We start from the raw sequence: 23,102 nt of genomic DNA on the forward strand, positions 1-23,102 counted from the left end.
CGCCTTGATACTTGAGGCAAAGGAGAAAAAGCCATGAGTTCCAACGATTTTCACGACACCGCAGCACAGGATCTGGCCATTGCAGAACACGGCACTCTGGGTTGGGATGCGATGGATCAGGCGCTGGAAAAAGTCTATGGCAAGCAGCAGCCCGCGCACTTCGGCACGCTGATCAAATTCCGCATGGGGGGCGATGATCCGCTGGACGGCATCAGCGTCTATCGCAGCGATCAAGGCCAGCCGCACTGGCACTATGTCACCTATGGCTTCAGCGATCTCTATGGCGATCTGGATGACAGCCATGATGTGGCGCCCGACAAGCCCAGTGGCTATGGTTTCGAGCTGACCTTCAGGCTGGCCTGTGCGGGCGACGAACAGCAGCCACCCAACTGGCCGCTGCACTTTTTGCAGAACATTGCGCGCTATGTCTTTCGCACGGGCAATGTGTTCGCGCCCGGCCACTGGATGACGGCCAACGGCCCGATTGCTGCCGATACCGACACCTTGCTGACCGAGATGGGCTTTGTGCAGGACCCCGAACTGCCGCCCATTCACACACCATTTGGTGACCTGATGTTTCTGCAACTGGTGGGCCTGACGGCCGACGAGCTACGCGAAGTGCGGCGCTGGAATGTGCAAGGCGCATTGCAGGCCATGGAGGCCCATATGCCGCTGTGGGTGGCCGATCTGGCGCGCCCCAGCCTCCATGATCTGCCCGATGTGCAGGCCGCCATCAATGCAGGGGCCGCCCGCGATGGCTCCAAGACCGGCGTGCTCTACAGCGATGTGCTGGGCTTTGAGTCGCGCAAGCGTCTGCTGCGCAGTCCGCAGAGTGTGGTGCGGCTGGGTTCTCTGGCGGTGCGTGACCTCAAGGCCATGCTGCCCGCACGTCTGCCCCATGGGCGCAGCCTGATCCTGGCGGGCGATGGTGCCACACTGGAGTTTGTGAGTTCCCGTGATGAACGGTCGGGGCAGCTGCAAACATTGGGTGCGTATGAATTCAAGCTGGGCCTGAGCGACGCGCAGCTGCAGTCCTGGCTGCAGACCCTCAAGGCCCGTGAGGGCGAGTACACCGTGCCAGGGCTGGACGGCCTGGTATGGCAGGTCAAGGCCAGCGTGATCACCGACAGCGAGGGCCGCGTTACGGGCAAATACGAAGAGTAATGGGTTGAAGCACTATGCTTTCAATAGCTGCTGACGCTTGATCTTATTGCGTCAGCAGCAATTTTCCCTGAAATCCCGTCCTGGCCGCAGAAGCTTATCGCATGCGGTCATCCGACAGCTTGTCCGGCAGCTGCATCAAGCCCTTGGCAAACCAGCCTATGCGCTCCGTCTCGCGTACATCCAGTCGGGGCACATAGGGCTTGATATCAAGCACGGGCGTGCCGTCCAGCATATCGTTGCCGCGAAACTCCAGCCGGCAGCCGTCCAGGTGCAGCAGCTCGATGATGGACAGGCCGATGCGGTTGGGCCGCGCCGGTGCGCGCGTGGCAAACACGCCATGGCTGCTGTTGTCCATGAAGGGCGTGACTTCCAGCTTCTCCACGGCCTCATGCAGATGGGTGAGCACGATCAGGTATTGAAAGTCCTGCACATCGCGCAGTCCGGTGGCAAAGGGTGCAAAGACCTCGATATGTCCGGTGTGCCCGATGGCCGCCACGGTCTGTATGGGCATGCCCACCGTGCTTTTGAACGGACTGTGCACCAGGCCTATGGGGCGCATGGCGATGCTTGCACCCATGCCTTGAAGGTCGTGGCTGGAATCGCCCATCACCGATTACTTCGCCAGCACGGCCAGCACCACCTGCGAGGCCTTGAACAGGGCAGTAGCCGTCCTGCCTGTTGCCAGGTCCAGATGGGTGGCGCTGTCATTGGTGACCTGGGCCACGATCTGCATGCCTTGCGAATCAATGCACACCTCGGTATTGACGCTGCCCTTTTTGACCTTGCTGATCTGGCCCGTGATCTGGTTGCGTGCCGAAAAGCGTACGCCTTCGGCATCGGTCACCACGATGACCGAGGGCGCCTTGATCATGGCAATCACGCGGCTGTCGGGCTTGAGGCCCAGGTTGACGGCGCTGCCGTGAGTGATGGTGGCCACCAGTTCAGCACCCTGCTCGGTGCGGATCTGAACCTCGTCGGTGACGACGCCGTGGCTGATATGGGAGACGGTGCCTGAAAACTGATTACGTGCGCTGCTTTGCATGATGACCCTGAGTAAAACAAACTTATAGCATCCCGCGCAGTGCAGGTAATCGTCACAACGGATATGGAAGCTATAAGCCGGCGCTGATAATCGCGGCAGGCCATATTGGCAGCACATTGGGAAGCACAGGCAGGAACCACAGGAATGAGTGATTTGAAGATTGTGCAGTGCACGCATGAGCGCCATGCTGCCGCGATTCTGGAGATATTCAACGACGCCATCGTCAACTCCACCGCGCTTTACGACTATCAGCCGCGTACGGCGCAGAATATGGTGAGCTGGTTCGAGGCCAAGCGCGCGGGCAACTGGCCGGTGATAGGTATCGAAGATGCGCAGGGTCAGTTGCTGGGCTTTTGCAGCTGGGGCAGCTTTCGCGCCTATCCGGCCTACAAGTACACGGTCGAGCATTCGGTCTATGTGCACCCTGGGCATCGCGGGCGTGGTCTGGGCCTGCAACTTATGAATCTGCTGATTGCCGAGGCCCGCCGCCGAGGCGATGTGCACGCCATCATAGGCGCCATCGATGCGGCCAACGAGGGCAGCATTGCACTGCACCGGCGCCTGGGGTTCGAGCATGTGGGCCAGATGCCCCAGGTAGGCTTCAAGTTTGGCCGCTGGCTGGATCTGGCGTTCTATCAGCTCACGCTGGAAACGCCGCTGAATCCGGTGGACGGCTAGGATCTGGCCGAAGGCTGCAAGCGCAGCCCCCTGGAGCATTGGCTGAAACATTCTGCAGCCAGATAAATCTGCGCCACTCTTGTCATCTCCCCAGGTACCCACACGTTAAGGACTGGCTGACGCTGGGTCAGCTCCTGTTTGATAAGGATGTGCCATGTGGAAGCTGGGGCGTTTGCTGACGATGTTTCGCAAGGAATTGTTGCTGGCCTGGGCCGTGCTCAGAGACCCGCGCGCACCCAGGGCCGCCAAGCTGGCGACCGTGCTGGCGGCGCTCTATGTGGTCAGTCCGATTGATTTCATTCCCGACGCCATTCCTGTTCTGGGCTGGCTGGATGACGGCTTGATCGGCTATCTGCTGCTGCAGCTGGCGTTCAAATTCCTGCCTGAAGAGCTGCTGAGTTCGCTGCGTCGCCGCGTGGATGGCAAGGCCAATGCGCACTGAAAACCCAGCATCAAAAAGCATAGCGGCCAACGCTTTTCCACCAAGCGCGGGCCGCTGTTTTCATTGAATCAGGCTTCTTCAAAGCGCGCGGCCGCATTGATGACCGCCAGCACCGAGGCCGTGATGATATTGGCATGCTTGCCCACGCCAAAGCGCGAGCCGGGCACGCCGGGCAGCACAGCTTCGACAATGGCCAGCGCGCTGGCATCGGCCCCCTGGCCCAGGCTGCGTTCCTCATAGCTGTCAATGCGCAGCGGCAGACCAAGCGCGGCAACGGTGGCAGCAATCGGGCCGTTGCCCGTGCCCCGGCTGCTCTGGCGCGGGCCATCTTGTCCATTGCTTGCATCGCTCGCATCACCCCAGTGCAGCTCTATGCCCTGGCCTTGTGCGCTATCGAACAGGCTGTGGCCCATATAGCGCTGGCCTGTGGCCATTGCACGGGGCTGCAGATAGGTGGCTTCGAACAAATCCCAGATCTGCTGGCTGCCGAGTTCGGTTTCGCTGGAGTCGGCCAGCCTCTGCACGATGGCGCTGAACTCGATCTGCATGCGTCTGGGCATGACAATGCCCCAGTCGCGCTGCAGCAGGAAGGCGATGCCGCCTTTGCCCGACTGGCTGTTGACGCGCACGATGCTGTCATAGGTACGGCCCAGGTCCTGCGGGTCCACGGGCAGATAGGGCACACGCCAGGGCGCATCGCTTTTCTGCGCCGCAAAGCCCTTGGCAATCGCATCCTGGTGCGAGCCGGAAAAAGCCGTGAACACCAGGTCGCCCACATAAGGGTGGCGCGGGTGAATCGGCAAGGCCGTGCATTCCTCGGCAATGCGCGCCACCGCTGCGATATCGGAAAAATCCAGCCCAGGCGCAATGCCCTGGGTGTAGAGGTTGAGCGCCAGCGTCACCACATCAAGGTTGCCGCTGCGCTCGCCATTGCCGAACAGACAGCCTTCCACGCGTTGGGCACCGGCCAGCAAGGCCTGCTCGGCGCAAGCCACGCCCGTGCCTCGGTCATTGTGGGGGTGCACGGACAGCACGATATGTTCACGCCGCGCCAGGTGGCGGCTCATCCATTCGATCTGGTCGGCAAAGACATTGGCCGTCGTCACTTCCACCGTGGTCGGGAGATTGACGATCATGGGCCGCGCCGGGCCTGCATCCCAGGCCGCGATGGCGGCATTGCACACGGCCAGAGACACCTCCAGCTCGGCCATGCAGAAAGTCTCGGGCGAGTATTGCAGCACCCATTCGGTTTCGGGGTACTGCTCGGTCAGGCGCTTGAGCAGGCTCACATGATGCTCAACCATGGCGATGATCTGCGGTACCTCCATGCCGAAGACGATTTCGCGAAAGGCCGGTGCAATTGCGTTGTACAGATGCACGATCACGCGGCGCGCGCCGGCGGCGCTGCGCACCGTGGTCGCGATCAGATCCTCGCGCAGCTGGGTGATGACCATGGGCGTGACATCCCGGGGGATCAGCTGCGCGTCGATCAGATGGCGCACGATGTCGAAATCCGTCTGCGAGGCCGAGGGAAAGCCCACCTCGATCTCCTTGAAACCTATGCGCACCAGCTCCTGAAACAGGCGCAGCTTGCGCTCGCGGTTCATGGGCTCGAACAGCGCCTGATTGCCGTCGCGCAAATCGGTGGACAACCAGATGGGCGCCTGCTTCAGCGTGCGCGAGGGCCACTGGCGATGGGGCAGGTCGACAACAGGATGGGCGCGGTATTTTTGAGAGGGGTTGGCCAGCATATGAAACCTCGAAATCAGTGAATGGATGTCCTGATTTCCCTGCTTGGCCCGGCGGGGCAAGCTGGCTAGGTCGGGGTCTGGGGAAACCAGATTGGGGCAGTTCGTACGGCAATGCGCGGACCCCGACCGGAGGTCAGAGCCAGTAGGCATAGCAAAAACAGCTGCAAACAGTCCATGGTCAAAGTGCGATGAAGGTGCTTGTCACGTTCTTGTGAAAAGCAATGACTGCACTTTAGACTTCAGGTTCTATGGGTTTCTATCAAAAAAATACCATTTGCTTTATGGATTTGGACATTGTTGCGGGAGGCGCTGCAAGCCATGGCCTATGCCTCGCCTGAACGCGGCGGCCAGCCGCTGAATCTGGATGGGCAAGGCCTGCCCGTGACCGGTGTGGTCGAGCGCTATCCCGCAGGCCATCAGGTGCCTGTGCACAGCCATCCCCACGGTCATCTGATCTATGCGACAGAAGGTCTGTTGCTGGTTCAGGCCAGCTCCGGCCAGTGGCTGGTGCCGCCCACCACGGCAGTGTGGCTTCGCCCCCATGTGCAGCACAGCCTGACCGCGACCACGGCGGTCAGCGCCTGCGGCCTCTTTGTGCGCGAGAAATTGGCCGCGCAGCTGCCAGAGCGGGACTGCGTGCTGCATGTCACGCCGCTGGTGCGCGAGCTGATTGCGGCCCTGGTCGGGCTGGACGCTGCAGCCGCAGCACAGCGGCGCAGCCGTTTGCTGGGCGAATTGCTGCTGGAAGAGCTGAAGGCACTGGCCGCGCTACCTCTGCATCTGCCCTGGCCCGAGGACGCGCTGATGCGCGAGATTTGCGAAGCTCTGGTGCAAGAGCCGGCGCGCGCCGTCAATGCCGATGCGATTGCCAGCCGGCATGCGCTGACCACCAAGACGCTGCATCGGCGCTTTCTGAAAAGCACGGGCATGAATCTGGGCAAATGGCGTCAACAGATGCGGCTGATGGCCTCCATCCAGTGGTTGCTGCAAGGCATGGCCATCACTCGCGTGGCGCTGGAAAGCGGCTATGAAAGCCATAGTGCCTACACCGTGGCTTTCAAAAAGAACTTTGGCTGCCCGCCCTCGGAATTTGTGCTGATCTCGCAGGGCGGGGCATTCGGCGAGCAGTCCTAGATGCCCAGGAACTGGAAGGGCTTGGCCGGCTTGAAATCCTTGGTGGCATTGCCCGAGAAGGTGTGACTCTGGTCTGCACCCAGATCCAGTTTCATGACCTTGCCGGTTTTCGGGCTGAAATCCAGCGCCTTCAGGTCCACCCAGAAGGTGTTGGGCGTCAGCGCGGACTCGAAGAAGTACAGCTTGCGCTGGTGATCGAACACGGTGCGCCAGCGGGTGGAGGAAATATTGGGCTGGTCTGGCGTGCTGATGCCATAAGGCACGGAGACATTGCGGATCACGCTGAAGACACTGGCCAGGGCCTTGTTGGGATTCGGGTCCTTGGGAATGGCTCCAACGTAGAACGATGCCCGCGCAAAGCGGTCTGCGGCGCGATTGGTGCCGGGCAGCATGGTGGTGCCGCCAATCTGCTGCCAGTAGCTGTTGAGCGCCAGTTGCTGGTCGAACGTGGGCGAGTTGGTCATGACCTGGTACTGGCGGCCATGGTGAATGACCTGCTTGCCGGCGATGTATTCGACGATGGCGCTGTCGCCGCTGGCATCCGACATGGACAGGTGCAGCGTGGTCAGGCGGTTCTCGCCGGGCACATTGTCCGAGACGATGGTGAAGGGCTGCTGCTCCAGCGCGGCCACGGCTTCCTTGACGGTGGCGAAGTTGTCCAGCACGTATTGGGCCCAGGCGGCAATCGTCAGCCCCGGTTTGCTGCTGGCGTCGAAGGCCGGGTATTGGGATTCGACCAGCCACAGCAGATTGGCATTGAGGCCGGCCTCGTTGACGCCGTCCGTGGTCGAAATGTCATAGCCCGAGGTGATGACGCTGCCGTATTTGGAGGTCCAGCGCAGCGTGTTGCTGCCTGTTTGCCCATTGCGCTCCATGCCGCGCGGCATCACCCAGAGGTTGCTGACGATATCGCTCTTCCAGTCCATGGAGCGGGCCGTCATCACCTGGCCTTCGGCGCCCAGAAACACCAGGCGGGTGCAGGCCAAGGCGCTGGTCGTGGCGGCAATACCGGAGGCGGCCAGCAGCAGGGCAGCCAGTTGGGGACGGATATGCGGCATTTTGGCTTTCATCAAATCTTCCTTCATGAGAAACAACAGTGATGGGCGTGGATGCTTGGAGTGAGCCAAGCGCTCAGGTTCCGCAAGGAGCGGGATGAGCATTCGCAAGGTGAGTTCGCCTTACATCCCGATACTAGCCTGCAAGCGAGGCTGGCCCATGTGTGCAAGACTTAAGGGCCCGCCCATGCCGGGAACAGTCATACTGCATGACCATGAGCCTCAAGCCTTCACTTACCTTCATCACCTTGCTGGCGCTGCTTGGCCTGAGCGGCTGCGACCTGATAGGCGGCGGTGACGAGTCCGCCGATAGCCGACTGAGCAAGGAGGCCATTGCCACGCGCGATGCGGCGCCGGAAGATGTTTTCAAAGGCGTGCTGGCGGGGGAATCCGTCTTCCTGCTGCTGCACGACTGCGAGGTCTATCGTGTGGAAACCGGTGACAAGGGCGAGGTGCGCTGGCAAAGCGTGCTGGCGCCCGACTTTTATCCGATGTGGACCGCCTGCCAGCGCCAGAGCATGAGCTTTGAAAAAGGCGCACTCACGGTCACGCTGGGCCGTATGGCCTTCGGCGCAGGCGGTTGCTGCGCCACAGGTGGAACCTATCGCTCCACCGATGGCAGGAACTGGAAAAAGATTGCGGACTGAGGTGCCCGGGTGAATGGCGCACTGCAGAAGCTCCGCACCCTGTAAAACCATAGCTGCTGACGTAGGCTGCTAGCGTGCTACGGCAGTTCCCATTGGAAAAACTATGCTGGCTTTTCCGAGCCGAACTCGGCCAATACCTTCAGCACGCTGTCCACTGCCGGATTCAGGTCGGGTTGCAGCCTGTGGGCTACGGCCATGGGGCGCATCAGCGTGGGTTGAAGGTGGCGTATCTGCACCTCGGTTGAGTTCAGCTGGTCTTCCACCTCTTCGAGCGGCAGCAGCGCCGCGCTCTGGCTAGCTGCGGCCAGGCTCTTGAGCGCTCCCGGATAGGTCAGCGCCAGGAAAGGGCGCGGCGTGTAGCCCGCTTGGGCAAACCAGTTGGCGATCAGGCCATGCATCTGGGTCGGGGCCGAGAACGAGGCCCAGCGCCGCTGGGACAGCCATTCGGGCGTGATCAGATCCGGGGCCTCCCAACTGGCGGGCAGCAGTGCAACCAGAGGGTCGTTGCGCCAGGGTTGCAGATGAATGTCCGCACCGGCCGCCTGGGGGCTGGCGACCACGGCCACGTCGAGCGTACCGGCAGACAGCCGCTTGACCGACTCGGCCGAGCTTACTGCCTCCAGCCGAACCTCCACGCCAGGGCTGCGGCGGCTCAGCGCCTCCAGCATCAGCGGCAGCAACCGGGTACTGACCCCTGCAGACACGCCCACGCGCACCACACCTTCGCGGCCCGATGCATGGCGCTGTACGCGCTCGACCAGATCATCGCTGGCGCGCAGCAGCTTGCGGCCTTCGTGCACCAGCACCTGCCCGGCCGAGGTCAGCTCGGCCTGGCGCCTGCCTCGCACCAGCAGCGTGGCTTCCATGCGCGATTCCAGTTCCTTGATATGCAGGCTGATCGTGGGTGGAGCCAGATGCAGCGCCTGGGCGGCAGCGGCAAAAGTGCCCAGATCGGCGATCGCTATCAAGGTTTGCAACTGGTCGAGGTTGAGGTTACGCATGGGTTTTTAGTCAGAAATTCTGAATTGACTATTCATTGAATTCAACTTTACAGAAGTTAGCCAAAACTTGAGCATCGGTCTCATGAATCATGATGACAAAAATGCTTGCCCGGCGATCCGCACAGATGAGCAGGTGCCGGCGCTGCAGACAGAGGAAAATGCGCCGAGCTGGCGCGAACAAGGGGCGGGCTGGCTGCAAGCCATTGGCCAGATGCTGGAGAGGGCCGCAAAGCGCATCGGCGAAAACTTTCGTGTGCCGCCCAACGGCGGTTGAGAGGTCACCGTATGCTATCAATACAGTAACATGTTGCGCTTTACAGGTAAGCGCTTGCGTGGGTTCTGGTCCATTTCTTTAAACCTCCATCCACAGCCATTCATCGCCTGCCCAATCGAGCCTGTGCGTGAGATGGATGGCTTGCAGCAATGCTTCATCGTGCGAAACCACGACCAGCGGCCCCGGATACTGGACAAGCAAGGCCTGCAGTGCCTGCTGCGAAGGCAGATCGAGGTGATTGTCGGGCTCATCCAGCAGCAGGATGGGCAGGGCGCTTTGCTCATCTTCATCAGCGTAGAGTGCGCAGGCCATGGCGGCCTTGAGGCGCTCGCCGCCGCTGAGCAATGCGTTGGGCTGGTCTATATGGCGGGCGTCCAGCCCCAGTTGGGCCAGGCGCATGCGTTGCAGCGATTCGGGCGTGCGCGGGCTGGCGGCTTGCAACTGCTTGAGCACGGAAAGCTGCGGTTGCAGCAGGCTCTGGCCCTGGTCCAGCAGGGCGAAGCTGCCATGCATGAGCCGCTGGCCCGAAGGAGCAAGCAACTGCCCGGCCAGTACCTGCAGCAGCGTGGATTTGCCGCAACCATTGGGCCCGCAGATGGCCACGCGCTGATCGGCGCGCAGCGCAAGGTTCAGCGGCTTGTGCGGCGGTGTGTAGGGCAGTTGCACATCACGCAGCTCTGCCACGATGCGATCGGCCCGCGCGTTCAGCCCTTGCGGCAGATGCCAGTGAATGCTGCCAGCCTGCCAGTCCACCTGGCGATGCAGGGCCTGGGCGGCCTCGCGCACGTCTTGGTTCAGTGCCTCGCGCTTGGCGGCATGCTGGGTGGCCAGTTTGCCGCCCGAGCTTTGGGCGCGCTCCTTGTTGGCGTCCAGCAGGATCTTGGCCTGGTTGCCGCTTTTGCCGATTCGGTCGCCGCGTGCCTGTCTGCGGCTCTGGCGCTCTTGCTGGTTGCGCAGGGCTTGTTCGGTGCGGCTGCGCTCCAGCTTCAGGCGGGCGAGCTCGTCCTGCGCATTCTGGCTTTGCTGGCGTTGGGCCTGCTCATAAAAAGCATAGCTGCCCCCATAGACGGTGATTGCGCTTGGGCTCATTTCGGCAATGACTTGCATGTGCTTGAGCAAGACCTTGTCATGGCTGATCAGCAGCAGCCCGCCACGCCACTGCTGAAGATCGCGCGCCAGGGCGGCGCGGCTGATGGCGTCCAGATGGTTGCTGGGCTCGTCCAGAATCAGAAAGTCGGCTGCTGAAAGGCGCGCGCCTGCCAGTGCCACGCGCATGGCCTGGCCACCGCTGAGCTGGCTGGCCGGGGTCTGAGGCTGCAGTGCTGGCAGGCCGATTTGCGCCAGCAGTGTCTGAAACTGCTGGCGAATATCCCAGCGTTCGGCCAGCAGCTCGAAGTCCCGCGCTTCGCTGCTGCCTTGCTCTATGCGCATCAGCGCCTGCAGGGCGGTCTCCATGCCCGCCAGCGCGGCCACGCTGGCGTGGGGCGTAGCGGCCAGCGGGTTCTGTGGCAGATAGTGCAACAGGCCGGAGGTGGTGATGCTGCCGCTGGTGGGCGCGATTTGGCCCGCCAGAATCCGTGCCAGCACGGACTTGCCCACGCCGTTGCGACCCACGAGCGCGGTGTGCTGTGCGCCAAAAGTGCAGCAAAGATCGGAAAACAGCTGCCGCCCGTTGGGCAGCGCATAGGAGACGCTGTTCAGCGTCAAACGAGGTTCGGTCATAAGACTCTTGCGATGATTGGATGCCAGACATCCCTGCACCTTGTGCCAAACGCTTGAACGCGTGGCAACGTGAGAGGGGAGGGGAGTGGCCGTCAGCAGGACGGCGGCATCAATGGCGCATGGGAGTCGAGACCTCGCAAGGGTTGGAAAGAGGGCGATTGTAGAGCGCTTGCCGCAGCGGTCAAGCCTGTATTCGATGGCTGTGACAGCGGCGTACTCTCAATAGCGAAGCGGGCAAAGGGTTGTGGAGCGGTAGTGTCCAGAAACTCAAGCCGCTTGCAGCAGCCTCAGCAGTTGCGCGGCCATGTCTTGCATCCAGTCGGATTCCTGGCGCAGCAGCGGGTCGGCAAAGGCGCGCTCGAAGGTCGGGCGCACGATATGCGCATAGTTCAGACTGCCCAGCACCATGGTCAGCAAGGCCAGTGCGGGTACGTCACGGCGCAGCAGACCGTCGCGCTGGCCGTCTTCCAGCAGCATCAGGGCGGTGTTCAGAAAACGCTCCAGCGGCCGGGTCTGGGCCGTGGCAATGCGCTCGGAGTTGTCCAGCAGCTCGCGGGTGACGAGCTGGGCAGCCAGGGGGCGCTCGCGCATCCAGTCCAGCTGCACGGCGACAAAGCCGGCCAGTCGCTGATCCGGGGCGGCGGTGTCGGCCAGCATCTGATCCATGCGCTGCATCAGGTCCTGGGCCAGAGTCTCCAGCAGCGCGCGGTATAGCAGCTCCTTGCTGGCAAAGTGGTGCAGCAACCCGGGGTTGCCCAGCTCGCAGTCGCGTGCAACAGCCGACAGCGAGGCGCCGGCAAAGCCGTGCTGGGCAAAGTGCCGTTCGGCGACTTCAAGAATCTGCTCTTTGCGCGGTTTGGCGGGTGTGGTCATGCTGGGGTTGCTATTCAATCAGAAGCTGCTTGCGCAGACAGGTATTGGGTTTGAATCACTTTATGTTTGAATTTTCCAAGGCCTGCTGCAACTGCGCGTGAAAGCGGGGAATGCTGTATTCAAAGCTGGCGAAAGTGAAATGCTCGTTGGCACCGCTGGCCAGCCCCTGTTGAATCGACTCGGCCAGAGCGTAATCTTCGGCCAGAGTGCGGCGGTACAAGTCCACATTGGCCTGCCAGTATTTTCCGGCTTTTTCGGTGGCCGGGGCCTGAGGCAGCAGGGTGATCTCGTGGATGCGGGTGCGCTCTGGGCTGATGGGCTCCAGGCAGCTGAACTGCGCATGGTCGGGCTGCACCAGCACGGTGTTGGTGGGGAAGAAGAAATAGGTCAGATTGCCGTACAGGCGCGGCTCGAAAGCTTCGGGCGGGGGCTGCTCGCGCGCAAAGTTGGCCTTGATCAGATACAGGCGCCGATGCAGTCCGCATTCATCGACCAGTTGCACATTGCCGGCAAACATGGCAGCAATGGTTTTTTGATGGGCAATCTTGAAGTGATAGGCCTCGAACACACCGTCCACCAACAGCTTCCAGTTGGCGGCAACTTCATAGGAGCGCGGCGCATAGCCCACGGCTGATTGCATGCCGGCCAACGTAGCCAAATCCTGCATGGCAGGCCCCAGTGCGGCGGCAATGTCTTGTGCTTGCTGCTGCGGGTCCAGCACCACCCAAATCAGGCCCGCCACCTCATGGCAGGCCAGGCGGCGCAGCCCCATGTCCTGCTGGCAAAGCCCGGCAAACCCTTGGGCCTGGGGCACGCCACGTAAGGCCCCATCGGTCTGATAAGTCCAGGCGTGATAGGGGCAGGAAAAAGCACGGGCCTGATCGCCCGCGCCTTCCGCCACCACCCGCGCGCCACGGTGGCGGCAGACATTGAGAAAGGCCTGCACTTTGCCGTCCGGCTGGCGCACCAGCAGCAAGGGCGTGCCCAGCCTGGTGAGCGACAGCCAACTGCCTGGCCGGGCCAGGTCAGAACTGGCTGCTACGGCCTGCGGATGCTGGCGCAGCAATTGCATCTCTTGCGCAAACTGCTCGGGGCTGCGGTAGCCGGCGACGGGAAGCTGACCGCCCTGGCCCTGTGCATCGGCCCGCATCTGCGTGGTTGCTTGCAGGGCGCGCTCATACAGATCGGCGGGTCGGGGAAAGATCAAGGCGGCGGCGTTCATGGCAGGCTCCTGAGCATCAAGAGCTGTCAATGTACCGATTGACTAGTCGGTGTTTGACTGGGGTTTGTGCTGAGTGGATATGCTGGCTTGCTATTAAAAACAAACCGCCAGCGCTTGCCTGGCATGCGCTGGCGGCCGATTTCCTTCAAATTTTCAAAGCGCCTGCTTGAAGAGCGCACGCACCGATTCGTCGATCAGATCGGCATCATCATTATTCAGTGTGGCTACGTGATAGCTCTCGGGCAGCAGCACCTGCTGGCGATGCCGTTCAGGATCATGCGGCCATTCCTGCTCAGGGTTTGGGGCTGCCGTGCTCAAACACACATTCCAGTTGGTACTGCGGATCGGGTTTTTTCACCGCCGCCAGCAACTGGGCACATTGCGCCTCTTCAGCGGCTTTCTGCGCCGCATGCTCGCTGGCGGCGCGGTGCATGAAGAAAACCATGATGGCGCCCAGCACCGCACCCACCAGAACGGCCCAGCCCTTGGTTCGGCGCAATTGCAACTCTGTCATATTGAAAATGATAGCAGCGCTGAGCGTGCAGCAGCCTTGCGTTTTAGGTGAGGAAGCGCTCCGCCGCGCAGTCTTAGAATCCAGAGCTTTTGCCGGAAACCCCATGAATGTGATCAGCCAGACAAGTTTTACGCTGCAGCAGGGTGATGTGCAGCGCATCATGCTGGCCCACCGCGACGCGTCCGACGCCGTGGTGCAAAGCAGAACAGGTGTGTGGCGCAAGCTGCGCATTGCCTCGATGGCAGGCGTGCCGCTGCTGGCGCTGGTTGCGGCCGGCATCAAGACCTCGCCGGGCATGCAGATCAGCTTCACGCTGATGCTGCTGCTGGGCCTGCTTTTCTACGTCAGCAACTGGCGCATCAAGCAGCGCATGTACGAGATGGGGCCAGCCGCACGGTCTCGCGCAAATCGGTGATTCAGGTGGTGAAGCAGCAGATCTTCAAAGGCCAGCCGCAACTGACCTGCTCGGCCCGGTTTGATGAAAACGGTTTCGATTTGCAGCAGGGCGGCCTGCACTTTGCTGCGGTCTATGACGACGCAAGCCGCATCGGCATCATTTTCGAGCGCCAGGGCATGCTGCAGATCACGCCCGCGAACGCGCGCAGCATGCCGGACGCCATCTTCTTTATCCCTTTGTCACAACTGCCTGCTGCAGATGCCGTCATGCAGCGCCTGCAGGGCAGCCCTTGTTTTGTGGCAGTGCAGGCCTGAGGTTTGGCAATCACATCGCCGCGGCCATCTCGGCCAATTTAGCGACCGTGTTGATGTTTCTTGCCGTGCCTTGCACCGCCGCAGGAATCTTGAGTTTGGACTGGCCCATGCCAGAGCCATAGGCCACATAGATCTCGCGCAAGCCCAGCGCTAGCTGTTCGTCGTTCTGCCCCTTGATATGGGCAAGGGCATCCGCGGGTGGCGCTTTGTCGAGAAAGATGGCGACGGTCTGATGCCCTGGAGAGTCCGAAAAAGGGTTGCCTGCCAGCACTTCGGCCATCTCCTGAGCCGTGCGCACAAAAACCTCGGCAGGTTTGCCCATATGGCTGGCTAGACGCTGCATCAGCGCACTCTTGACCTGCTGCGCCGTACCGCTGGCCTTGAACACCACATTGCCACTGGCGATATAGGTCCTTACCTGCTCAAAGCCCGCGGCTTCGCACATGGCCTTGAGTTCTGTCATGGGCAGTTTGCCTGTTCCCCCGACATTGACGGCACGCAGCAGAGCGATGTAGGTGGGCATTGCAGTAGGAGCGGATCACTTGGGGCGGTACCTATGCCTCGCCTGAAAACAGAAGGGGCCTACTAGGGATCCTCTGCACGAATCCACGCCTGATGTGCTTGCAAGGGCCTGAAGCCCAGACAATACAGACATGAAGCAAAGCAGCCTGGGCCTGAGCAACACCGTCAAGCGCACCCGCAAGCGCGAATTCCTGGACGCCATGGAGCTGGTGGTTCCTTGGGCTGAACTGGTAGCGCTGATAGCGCCCTACGCCCCCGAGAGTGGGCGGCGGGGTCAGCAGCCCTTTGCGGTGCAGACGCTGCTGCGCATCCACTTCATGCAGCAGTGGTTCAAGCTCAGCGACCCTGCAATGGAAGAAGCGCTGCATGATGTGCCTGCGTTTCGTGACTTCGCAGGTCTGTCTCGTTGGGACGAACACATCCCCAGCGAGTCGAGCATCCTGCGCTTCAGGCACCTGCTGGAACGCCACAAGCTGGCCGAACAAATCCTGGCCACGGTCAACGCACTGCTGCAAGCCAAGGGCTTGCAGTTGAAGGCGGGCACCGTGGTGGATGCCACGCTGATTGCGGCCCCCAGTTCCACCAAGAACCAAAGTGGCGAGCGTGACCCCGAGATGCACCAGAGCAAGAAGGGCAACCAGTGGTACTTTGGCATGAAGGCCCACATCGGGGTGGATGCCGACTCGGGCCTGGTGCACACAGTGCGGGGCACGGCTGGCAACGTCAGCGACATCGTCGAAGCCAACAGCCTGCTGCACGGGCAGGAGACAGATGCCTTTGGTGATGCGGGCTACCAAGGGGCGGACAAGCGCCCCGATGCCAGGCAAGCCGTGTGCTGGCACGTGGCCATGCGCCCAGGCCTGCGCCGGGCGCTGGACAAAGACAAGCCTCTTGATGATCTGATCGACCAGCTGGAGCGCACCAAGGCGCGCATCCGGGCCAAGGTGGAACACCCCTTCAGGGTGCTCAAGCAGCAGTTTGGATATGTGAAGGTGCGCTACCGTGGTTTGAAGAAAAACACGGCGCAGATCGTGACGCTGTTTGCCCTGTCCAACCTGTGGATGGCCAGGCACAAGCTGAAAGCCATGGCACAGGTGCGCGTGCAAGGGGCGTAATGCCCACGAAATCGGGGAATTGCATCCCCCTGGAGGCGCCTGGACAACGTTTGGGCGCCTTGCTGAGGCAGGCTTTATCTCACGGACGGGCGTAGCTCACTTCCAAGTAATTCGTGCAGACCTTCCCTAGGTAGGCCCTTCACTCACTGAAACTTGCCAATAGATGAGGGCGTAAGTGAGCTTCAGTCTTGATCTCTCTCTGGATGGAGCTTCTTGTGAGTGATTCCAGTTTGATCTTTGTGCACAAGAGATTAATAGGTGTTAACCCGCTGATGCACTGCTGGGTTGCCATTTCAGCAATGGCTGAAGGCGTGGCGAATCCATGACCGAACTCCAAAACCTGAGGTCATCGCTGCCAGTGCTGGACACCAGGTGTATCCGGCAAAGCTCACGCTGTCGTAGGGAGTGCGCGCGTCGTGCTGTGGCAATTATTGGGTGTCTTTGTAGGTTTCTTCGAAGCGGCTCTTGGCGCGCATGTATTCGTTTCCGCACTCAACAGTGATTGGGTCTGAGGCACACTTTCTAGACGGCTTGAAGTAAGCGGTCCAGGCAGCAGGCTTTCGGGCCTCATATTGACTTCTTGTCTCAGCGGCCTGTAAGGCTTGGGCTGCTCGTTTGGATTCTTGCTCGTGTTGATCTGTCGTAAAAAAGCCCGCCGCTCTCGCGATGGGCTTTTTCATCATTTGGAGATGAAGGCTTGAGCGGTCGTCAGACCTTTTTGACTTTGACTGGCAAGCCCTGCCGAACCACAGCTCCCGACACCCAGTCAATCCAGACATTGTCCTTTTCAGGCCGTGTCGGGTCGGCGAAGCCCAGAGCATTGAGGTTCACACCATTGCCATGCTGTGGGTTGGCATGGGTGGGTTGGCCGTCCACCTTGTGGGCCACGGTGCCCAGTTGCTTGTGGCCGTAGCCATGTTCAATAGCGATAGCACCGGGCGCGATACCGGCGCGCACCAGGGCTACGCCACGCAGTTGGCCGCCGGGCGTGCTCAGCTCGATGTGGTCGCCGTTGGCAATGCCCAGCTTGGCGGCGTCAGCCTTGTTGATGCTGACGGGGTTGTGCGGGTGTACCTGGCGCAGGCGCGAGGCGGCGATGGACATGCTGCTCATCAGATTCGATTTGTAGCTGGTCATGGTCAAAGGCCAGTCCTGCTCGCTGAATACGGCGCGCATATCCGAGCCGTCGGCCAGGCGCGTGGGGTACCAGGTTGGGCAGCCGCTGTAGCGCTCGCCGGTCATGGAGTGGCGCATTTTTGAGAGGCCCTCGTGCCAGAAGGTGGCGGGGAATTTGGCTTGCAGCTTGAGCTGTTCGCCCTTCCAGGCGTCTTCGACCTTGTCAAAGCGGCCGCCACGGCTCATGACCATGGCAACGCGGCGTACTTCCTCGGGCTTCACGCGCTTTTCCACTGAGGGCATCCACTTTTGCAGGCCAGTGATTTCAATATCGTCGTCGCTGGCTTCGGGCACGGGCTTGCCGGCCTGGTAGGCGATATTGCACATGCCGCGCAGGTAGAAGTCTTCGGCGTTTTCGAGGTCGAGTGGTTCGCCATCTTTGGTGGACATGGCATTCTTGCCAAAGCCGGGCAGGCCGAGTTGCTTGGCGACGGCAAAGATAAAGCTTTCAAAGTTGATGACCTGGCCGTCGGCCGTTTTGGCGGTTGCGGCCTCGACCGTGGGCCAGCGCACGGTGCTGCTCTTGGCCACCACGTCGGCCCAGGGCGCGCCAATGCCCCAGCTTTCATAGGTGACGGTATCGGGCACGATGTAGTCGGCCAGGGCCGAGGTTTCGTTGATGAAGGGGTCCACAGAGACAAACAGCGGTAGCTTTTTCACATCCTTGACGGCATCAGCCAGCGCGTTCTCGAAGCCGCACATGGCATAGATGGGGTTGCTCATGTGGTTGATCCAGGCCTTGACCGGGTAGGGGTAGCCCAACATGCCGGCGGCCAGCATTTCGCTGCTCAGGCCACCGGGTGCGGGATACCAGGGCGCCTTGGCGGGGTAGGGGTTCTGGCCCGCCTCCTTCTTGCGCTTGAACTCGCTGGTTTTTTCATAGGGAAACTTGGTGCGCGACAGGGCCACGCCCCTGGGCTTCACCGCGCCCTCGAACTGGGCAAAGTTGTAGCGCGGGCCGGGGCCGAAGGGGCCGAACGGCCCTGCGTCCATGACCCAGCCGCCGCGCACATTGAGGTTGCCGATAAGGTTGTTGAGCATGGCAATGGCGTAGGCGGTGTAGAAGCCCGAGCCATTCATGGTGCCGCCGTGCGAGTTGGCCACGGCCTGTTTGCCATGGCTGGTGAATTCGCGCGCCAGGTCTTCGATTTCCTTGACTGGCACGCCGCACAGTGCTGCGTATTCCTCCAGCGTCTTTTTGTGTGCCTCGGCGCGCAGTTTGACAAAGGCGGTGCAGACAGAGATGGAGGCAGGTTCCTCGGTCGCATCCGCAGCTTTAAGGGGCGTGAATTCGCGCTCCACGATCAGTTCAGCTGCGGTGGCCACGGTGTGGGCCACCAGCTTTCCATCGGCCAGTTGCACCACATAGACATCTTCGGCAGGCGTTTTTTCGTCAACAGGCTCGGGCATGGGCAGGCCGATATCGGCGCCACGCAGGAACTGGCCATAGCGAGGATGCCTGGGTTCGTTGACAAGCAGATGGGTGGCGTTGCTCCAGCTGGCTTCGCCCGCGGCAGCCATGGCAGCGGGGCCGGGCTGGGTCAGGAACTGCTTGTCGTAGCGCTCGTTGTCGATGATCCAGCGTATCAGGCCCATGGCCAGCGCCAGGTCGCTGCCGGGTTTGACGGGCAGCCAGCGGTTGTTGTCGCCCGCAGCAAAGCTGGACGAAGTGGGCAGCATGGGCGAAACCACCACATAGCGGTAGGTGTTCTCGCTGCGCGAACGCGCTTCGGCCAGCTCGCGGCCCACACGCTGGAAGGGGTTGCCCGACTGCGCGGGCGAGGTACCGATGAACAGGCCAAAGCGCGAGTTCTTCCAGTCCGGCTTGCCATGGGGCATGCCAGCCATATCTCCCAATGCGGCGCCCGTACCCACGCGGTAGGTCTGGCCGCAGTAAGAGCCGTGGTTGGACACATTGATGGTGCCGAAGGACTGTTTGGCAAAGCGGTTGACCAGTGGGGTGCGGCCCTCGTTGGCGGCCTCGGTCACCAGCAACTGGTTGGACTTGGGGCCGTATTCGGGGTTGGCCTCATCAATCAGCGTGTTGACGTCGCGGATGGCGGCGAGACCCTCCACATGGCCTTCGCCGAACAGGTCGCCGCCTTCGCAGATTTCCCGGACCAGCTCTTCGAGCGAGATGCTCTTCCACTGGCCCGAGCCGCGCGGGCCCACGCGCTTGAGCGGCTTGAGCACACGGTGCGGGGCCTTCTGGTGTTCGAGCATGGCCGAGCCGCGTGCGCAACTGGTGGCGCGGCCTTCCAGACCGTTGTCACCGCCCAGCATGGCATAGACCTCGCGCACCGGCGTTTCCATGGGCGCGGGATGGGTCGTAGCCAGCGGGTGATAGGGATTGCCGGCAATGCGGATGATGCGGTTGTCAGCGGTATCGACGCGCACACGCACGCCGCACTGCGTCCAGCAGCCCAGGCATGACGAGGGGCTGACCACCTGTCCGACTTGAGTGGACAGCTTGCCGGTGACGGGGTCGATACGGAATTCGGGCGTCAGCGAGTTGCCACGCGTGGCGCTTTGGGTGCTCTTGCCCGAGCTGCCGGTGATGAGGCCCTTGGCGCCCTTGGCCACGGTCTCGCCATAGCCGGCGGCAAAAGCCGCCAGGCCACCCGCCACGGCGCCGCCGCGCAGCAGCAGGCGTCTTTTGGCGATGTCGGCATCCTGGGTGGATTCAGGGGGGATTTTCTTGTCAGTCATGGTCTTGCCCTTGGTTCGAGGGAAGGGCAAGCGCAGCAGTGCTTCTACGGTTTTGATAGCTGCTAGCGCTTGCCGGTATTGCGGTACAGGCCTATTTGGCTTGAATCTTCAAGCGCCAACAGCAGGTTTGCGGGCGGGGAACAGCTCCAGGGCCCAGGTGGTCATGGCGACCAGCGCCACGCACAGGCCGGCTACGCCCAACATGCCCATCAGGCCTTCGCCGCCCAGCGGCATGCTGTACAGATACAGGCCGGCGCCAAACTTGGGCACGCTTTGCACGCCCATGAACAGCGCCCAGCGGAAGGCCCAGGCTGATGCAGCCAGTCCTATGCCCAGCACAAGCGTATATCCCTTGGCTCCCAGACGTTGCTCGCCGCGCAGCAGGGTCATCACCACGGCTGCTCCAAACACCGCCGAGCCCAGCATGGAGATGCGCCAGACGGGGAAGTCCTTGAACAGGCGCACGGCCATGTCAAACGACGGACTTTGGCCTGCAATGCCGGCCACGCCCCAGGTCAGGGCGCTGGCAACCAGGCCGGTAGCCAGCCACAGGCCCAGATTGCGCAGGCCGTGCAGGGTTTCAAAATCAGGCTGCAGCTTGGGCGGAAGAAAACGGTAGAGCACAAAGCCCAGGCCCACGGTGGCCAGCCAGCCACTGAGTGCCAGATTGATGGGGACCCACAGCGTGTTCCACAGCGGACGCGAGCGTATGACCATGATTTCGGCCCCGGTGTAGACCACGATGCTGAGCGTGGACAGCAGCAGCACGGGCACCAGGATGCGCATCAGCTTGTGCTTGCCCAGCCACCACAGTGCGCACATCAGCAGACACAGGCCGACAAACGTGGGCATGAGCACGGCGCCCAGACTCATCCACGACCAGGGCGTGAGGTGGGCATAGAAATGCCAGAAGCGTGCGGGCTGGTGCAGGTCGGCCAGCAGGGCGACAGGTGCTGCAACCGCGCTCATGGCCAGCACCAGCACGGCGGTAGGCAGCAGGCGCTGACGCAGCCCGTTGCTCGGGCCAAACACGCAGGCCGAGGTCAGCAGTGCGGCGCCGGTAGCAACGCCAACGAGGAAGAAATACTGCACGGCCCAGGGCAGCCAGGCGGCTTCATAAGCAGGGGTCAGGAGTTCGATGATTTGCATGATGGGACTCCTTTCACAGATGCTCGGCCACCAGGCGAACAGTCGCCTGTCCATCAACGCCGTTCACGAACTCATCGGGCAGTCCGATGTAGAACACATGGGGCTTGGTCTTCATGCCGGGCTTGAGGACCTTGATCTCGTCCTTGTGGGCATGGATACGCTGGTTGATCTCGCTGTGCGCGTCGTTCAGGTCGCCAATCACGCGCGCACCGCCCACGCAGCTTTCCACGCAGGCAGGCAGCAGACCGGCTTCCAGCCGGTGTTCGCAGAAGGTGCATTTGTCGGCGGTCTGCGTCTCGTGGTTGATGAAGCGCGCGTCGTAAGGGCAGGCCTGCACGCAGTAGCCGCAGCCCACGCAGCGTTCGTTGTCGACAAGAACAATGCCGTCGGTGCGCTGAAACGTTGCTTGCACCGGGCAGACGGGCACGCAGGGCGGCTCGTCGCAGTGATTGCACAGGCGCGGCAGGCTGACCATGGCGGGGGCCGTGTCGTCGGGTTTGTCCACCTCGTACTGCAGCACCGTGGTGCGGAACTGGCCTATGGGCGGCTGGTTTTCGACCGAGCAGCTCACCGTGCAGGCCTGGCAGCCTATGCATTTGCGCATATCGACCAACATGCCAAAGCGCTTGCCTTCCATGCCGGGGCGGCGCTGTGGCTGGAAGCCGGGGTCGCCGGGCAGGGCGGCGCGGGCGCTGCCGGCCAAGCCAAAGCCGGCGGCCAGAGCAATCAAGTCTTGCAGAAAACCTCGTTTGGCTTGAAGTGGGGCGGCTGATGAGGTTTGAGCGCCAGCCGGCTTGTGGCTGCTGGCTTGGGCAGGGGCGCAGGTACAGGCGTTGCCGGATGAGCAACTGGAGGATTCTGGTGTGTGAAGTGGCATAGCCCTTCCTTTCATCGTCGCAATGGCATCAGGGGAAACTGATGTTTATGCACAAAATAGTATTTAATAAATACTTTTTATGTGCTTATTACTATATGAATGGGGTGCCGGTGCCTACTTGATTTGAATCAAGTCTTGTTCGGGTAATCCCTTGCCGGAGGGGAATTGCCGTTCAGGAAAAAGCAGTGGCCCGAGGATGCAATCGTCACATTAATGAACTGTTAAATATTGGACCCTGCAGGGTCTCGAATGTCTGCATGTTGAATTGGCGCAAGGAATATGGCATCGGCTCTGCCGGGATCTGTGGCAGTTCCGTATGAAGCGGCCTCAGGCCAAAGCCCAAACGCTGCCAATGGCCTTGCAGATTGAGGTGGGTGCTTCTGTTTTTGAAGGGAGGCCCTGGGGGAATGTCCGACACCAGCCTGGGCGCACGAGGCGTTTGATCACTGTTTCTTTTGGGTAAGATGCTTGCATGCTGTGTGTGGCGATGAGTTTTTCTTCATCGCCGGGTCACAGTGATCGGCTTAGCGCAGCAAGTTTGCCTTGCGCTGAAACCCTATCAATCGTCACTAGAAAGGTTTGATATGTCTCGCTCTGTATCCGATACCGTCTCCAATGCCCAAGAAGATCTGGAAAAGCTGGTTGGCGATCTGCGTGGGCTGCTGTCCGCTCGCGAACTGGACAAGCTGCCCGAGATCAGCGCGCTGCGCCAGCGCATCGATGACAGCATGAACATGGTGCGCGACTCCGCCGTTCGCGCGGCCCAGGATGCCGCACGTCAGGCCCGCGATGCCGCCGATATGGCGGATCGCTATGCGCATGACGAGCCGTGGCGTGTCGCGGGCGCCGCCCTGGCCGTGGGCGCGCTGGTGGGCTTCATGCTGGGCCGCCGCTGATTGGCGGGCGGCGACATCAGGACGACTGCCTGTGAACTGGATTTCACTATTAGGTCTTGACGCATTGCAGGCGCGTTGGCGCGCCAGTCTCAATGAACTCGCGCTGGCTGCTGAAGACCGCGCAGATCTGGCCCAGCTCGAATGGCAGATGCACAAGCGCAGCCTTCAGACCCTGGTGGTGCTGGTGGTTGCGCTGGGTGGGTTGACGGTGGTGGTGCTCACGGTGCTGTCCATCGCCTTGATGGTGCAGTTCTGGGACAGCGACCATCGCACCACGGTGGCCTGGTGCCTGGCCGGAAGCTGGTTGCTGGTCTGGGTGCTGGCGCTGTGGCGCTTGCTGGCTGCGGTTAAGCAGTTGTCAGAGCCCTTCAAACTGACCCGTAACGAGTTCAAGGTGGACTGGAAGACGCTGAAGGAGAAGCTCTAGC

Annotated in this window: 25 protein-coding genes; 11 read left to right on the plus strand and 14 right to left on the minus strand. The window is 61.5% G+C overall.

What is annotated here, in order from left to right; genetic code table 11:
- The first annotated feature begins 33 nt into the window (after positions 1 to 33).
- Positions 34 to 1,164: a suppressor of fused domain protein gene (locus tag QMY55_RS11370; protein WP_283488695.1), complete on the plus strand. Its 1,131-nt coding sequence runs from the start codon at positions 34 to 36 to the stop codon at positions 1,162 to 1,164.
- A gap of 94 nt (positions 1,165 to 1,258) precedes the next feature.
- On the opposite strand, the gene tsaA is transcribed toward QMY55_RS11370, so the two are convergent.
- Both tsaA and QMY55_RS11380 read right to left on the minus strand, forming a co-directional pair.
- Positions 1,259 to 1,771 (minus strand): tRNA (N6-threonylcarbamoyladenosine(37)-N6)-methyltransferase TrmO, encoded by a 513-nt coding sequence (tsaA, locus tag QMY55_RS11375; RefSeq protein WP_407650675.1) that lies wholly within the window; start codon positions 1,769 to 1,771, stop codon positions 1,259 to 1,261.
- A 6-nt stretch (positions 1,772 to 1,777) separates the two neighbouring features.
- Entirely contained in the window at positions 1,778 to 2,206 is a 429-nt protein-coding gene (locus QMY55_RS11380; protein ID WP_283488696.1) for a TOBE domain-containing protein, read from the minus strand.
- Between the two features lie 144 nt (positions 2,207 to 2,350).
- Between QMY55_RS11380 and QMY55_RS11385 the strand changes: the two genes are divergently transcribed.
- Positions 2,351 to 2,884: a GNAT family N-acetyltransferase gene (locus QMY55_RS11385; RefSeq protein ID WP_283488697.1), complete on the plus strand. Its 534-nt coding sequence runs from the start codon at positions 2,351 to 2,353 to the stop codon at positions 2,882 to 2,884.
- A gap of 154 nt (positions 2,885 to 3,038) precedes the next feature.
- Positions 3,039 to 3,326, plus strand: coding sequence for a YkvA family protein (locus QMY55_RS11390; protein WP_283488698.1), 288 nt, complete (start codon positions 3,039 to 3,041; stop codon positions 3,324 to 3,326).
- A 68-nt stretch (positions 3,327 to 3,394) separates the two neighbouring features.
- Here the strand turns inward: QMY55_RS11390 and QMY55_RS11395 are convergent, their stop codons facing one another.
- The gene (locus tag QMY55_RS11395) at positions 3,395 to 5,077 is read right to left on the minus strand and encodes a 2-isopropylmalate synthase (RefSeq protein WP_283488699.1); all 1,683 of its coding nucleotides are present in this window, start codon (positions 5,075 to 5,077) and stop codon (positions 3,395 to 3,397) included.
- A gap of 318 nt (positions 5,078 to 5,395) precedes the next feature.
- Between QMY55_RS11395 and QMY55_RS11400 the strand changes: the two genes are divergently transcribed.
- The gene (locus tag QMY55_RS11400) at positions 5,396 to 6,211 is read left to right on the plus strand and encodes an AraC family transcriptional regulator (RefSeq protein ID WP_283488700.1); all 816 of its coding nucleotides are present in this window, start codon (positions 5,396 to 5,398) and stop codon (positions 6,209 to 6,211) included.
- Here the strand turns inward: QMY55_RS11400 and QMY55_RS11405 are convergent.
- Complete coding sequence (locus QMY55_RS11405) at positions 6,208 to 7,281, minus strand: linear amide C-N hydrolase (protein ID WP_283488701.1); 1,074 nt, start codon at positions 7,279 to 7,281, stop codon at positions 6,208 to 6,210. The genes QMY55_RS11400 and QMY55_RS11405 overlap by 4 nt on opposite strands.
- A gap of 194 nt (positions 7,282 to 7,475) precedes the next feature.
- Here QMY55_RS11405 and QMY55_RS11410 point away from each other — a divergent pair, with 194 nt between their 5' ends.
- Positions 7,476 to 7,913, plus strand: coding sequence for a hypothetical protein (locus QMY55_RS11410; protein WP_283488702.1), 438 nt, complete (start codon positions 7,476 to 7,478; stop codon positions 7,911 to 7,913).
- A gap of 101 nt (positions 7,914 to 8,014) precedes the next feature.
- Here QMY55_RS11410 and QMY55_RS11415 read toward each other — a convergent pair whose 3' ends face one another.
- Positions 8,015 to 8,914, minus strand: coding sequence for a LysR family transcriptional regulator (locus QMY55_RS11415; protein WP_283488703.1), 900 nt, complete (start codon positions 8,912 to 8,914; stop codon positions 8,015 to 8,017).
- Positions 8,915 to 8,996: 82 nt separating this feature from the next.
- On the opposite strand from QMY55_RS11415, the gene QMY55_RS11420 reads away from it, so the two are divergent.
- The gene (locus tag QMY55_RS11420; RefSeq protein ID WP_283488704.1) at positions 8,997 to 9,188 is read left to right on the plus strand and encodes a hypothetical protein; all 192 of its coding nucleotides are present in this window, start codon (positions 8,997 to 8,999) and stop codon (positions 9,186 to 9,188) included.
- A gap of 78 nt (positions 9,189 to 9,266) precedes the next feature.
- On the opposite strand, the gene QMY55_RS11425 is transcribed toward QMY55_RS11420, so the two are convergent.
- The 5 genes from QMY55_RS11425 to QMY55_RS11445 all read right to left on the minus strand — a co-directional run bounded on the left by QMY55_RS11425 (position 9,267) and on the right by QMY55_RS11445 (position 13,519).
- A complete protein-coding gene (locus QMY55_RS11425; protein ID WP_283488705.1) occupies positions 9,267 to 10,910 on the minus strand; it encodes an ATP-binding cassette domain-containing protein in 1,644 nt (547 codons plus the stop codon).
- Positions 10,911 to 11,177: 267 nt separating this feature from the next.
- Positions 11,178 to 11,783 carry a TetR/AcrR family transcriptional regulator gene (locus QMY55_RS11430; protein ID WP_283488706.1) on the minus strand — a complete coding sequence of 202 codons (606 nt, stop codon included), beginning with the start codon at positions 11,781 to 11,783 and terminating at the stop codon, positions 11,178 to 11,180.
- 55 nt (positions 11,784 to 11,838) lie between these two features.
- Positions 11,839 to 13,005 (minus strand): aromatic ring-hydroxylating oxygenase subunit alpha, encoded by a 1,167-nt coding sequence (locus tag QMY55_RS11435; protein WP_283488707.1) that lies wholly within the window; start codon positions 13,003 to 13,005, stop codon positions 11,839 to 11,841.
- A gap of 153 nt (positions 13,006 to 13,158) precedes the next feature.
- Positions 13,159 to 13,323 (minus strand): hypothetical protein, encoded by a 165-nt coding sequence (locus QMY55_RS11440; protein ID WP_283488708.1) that lies wholly within the window; start codon positions 13,321 to 13,323, stop codon positions 13,159 to 13,161.
- On the minus strand, positions 13,298 to 13,519 hold the full coding sequence (locus QMY55_RS11445; protein WP_283488709.1) for a hypothetical protein: 222 nt from the start codon (positions 13,517 to 13,519) through the stop codon (positions 13,298 to 13,300). The genes QMY55_RS11440 and QMY55_RS11445 overlap by 26 nt, the downstream gene beginning before the upstream one ends.
- 103 nt (positions 13,520 to 13,622) lie before the next feature.
- On the opposite strand from QMY55_RS11445, the gene QMY55_RS11450 reads away from it, so the two are divergent.
- Together QMY55_RS11450 and QMY55_RS11455 are read left to right on the plus strand one after the other, a co-directional pair.
- On the plus strand, positions 13,623 to 13,934 hold the full coding sequence (locus tag QMY55_RS11450) for a hypothetical protein (protein WP_283488710.1): 312 nt from the start codon (positions 13,623 to 13,625) through the stop codon (positions 13,932 to 13,934).
- Positions 13,935 to 13,942: 8 nt separating this feature from the next.
- Positions 13,943 to 14,230 carry a hypothetical protein gene (locus QMY55_RS11455; protein WP_283488711.1) on the plus strand — a complete coding sequence of 96 codons (288 nt, stop codon included), beginning with the start codon at positions 13,943 to 13,945 and terminating at the stop codon, positions 14,228 to 14,230.
- 10 nt (positions 14,231 to 14,240) lie between these two features.
- On the opposite strand, the gene QMY55_RS11460 is transcribed toward QMY55_RS11455, so the two are convergent.
- The gene (locus QMY55_RS11460) at positions 14,241 to 14,753 is read right to left on the minus strand and encodes a DUF1697 domain-containing protein (protein WP_283488712.1); all 513 of its coding nucleotides are present in this window, start codon (positions 14,751 to 14,753) and stop codon (positions 14,241 to 14,243) included.
- Positions 14,754 to 14,883: 130 nt separating this feature from the next.
- On the opposite strand from QMY55_RS11460, the gene QMY55_RS11465 reads away from it, so the two are divergent.
- Positions 14,884 to 15,867, plus strand: a complete 984-nt coding sequence (locus tag QMY55_RS11465; RefSeq protein WP_283484992.1) for an IS5 family transposase — start codon at positions 14,884 to 14,886, stop codon at positions 15,865 to 15,867.
- A 708-nt stretch (positions 15,868 to 16,575) separates the two neighbouring features.
- Here QMY55_RS11465 and QMY55_RS11470 read toward each other — a convergent pair.
- From QMY55_RS11470 to dsrO, 3 genes are all read right to left on the minus strand, one after another.
- Positions 16,576 to 19,752 (minus strand): tetrathionate reductase subunit A, encoded by a 3,177-nt coding sequence (locus QMY55_RS11470; RefSeq protein ID WP_283488713.1) that lies wholly within the window; start codon positions 19,750 to 19,752, stop codon positions 16,576 to 16,578.
- Between the two features lie 108 nt (positions 19,753 to 19,860).
- The gene (nrfD, locus tag QMY55_RS11475) at positions 19,861 to 20,901 is read right to left on the minus strand and encodes an NrfD/PsrC family molybdoenzyme membrane anchor subunit (protein ID WP_283488714.1); all 1,041 of its coding nucleotides are present in this window, start codon (positions 20,899 to 20,901) and stop codon (positions 19,861 to 19,863) included.
- A gap of 13 nt (positions 20,902 to 20,914) precedes the next feature.
- Positions 20,915 to 21,778 (minus strand): sulfate reduction electron transfer complex DsrMKJOP subunit DsrO, encoded by an 864-nt coding sequence (dsrO, locus tag QMY55_RS11480; protein WP_283488715.1) that lies wholly within the window; start codon positions 21,776 to 21,778, stop codon positions 20,915 to 20,917.
- Positions 21,779 to 22,362: 584 nt separating this feature from the next.
- Between dsrO and QMY55_RS11485 the strand changes: the two genes are divergently transcribed.
- Together QMY55_RS11485 and QMY55_RS11490 are read left to right on the plus strand one after the other, a co-directional pair.
- Entirely contained in the window at positions 22,363 to 22,674 is a 312-nt protein-coding gene (locus QMY55_RS11485) for a DUF883 domain-containing protein (RefSeq protein ID WP_283488716.1), read from the plus strand.
- Positions 22,675 to 22,705: 31 nt separating this feature from the next.
- Positions 22,706 to 23,101, plus strand: a complete 396-nt coding sequence (locus QMY55_RS11490; protein ID WP_283488717.1) for a phage holin family protein — start codon at positions 22,706 to 22,708, stop codon at positions 23,099 to 23,101.
- Position 23,102: the final 1 nt, after the last annotated feature.

This window comes from Comamonas resistens, from assembly GCF_030064165.1.
GTDB lineage: Bacteria > Pseudomonadota > Gammaproteobacteria > Burkholderiales > Burkholderiaceae_C > Comamonas > Comamonas resistens.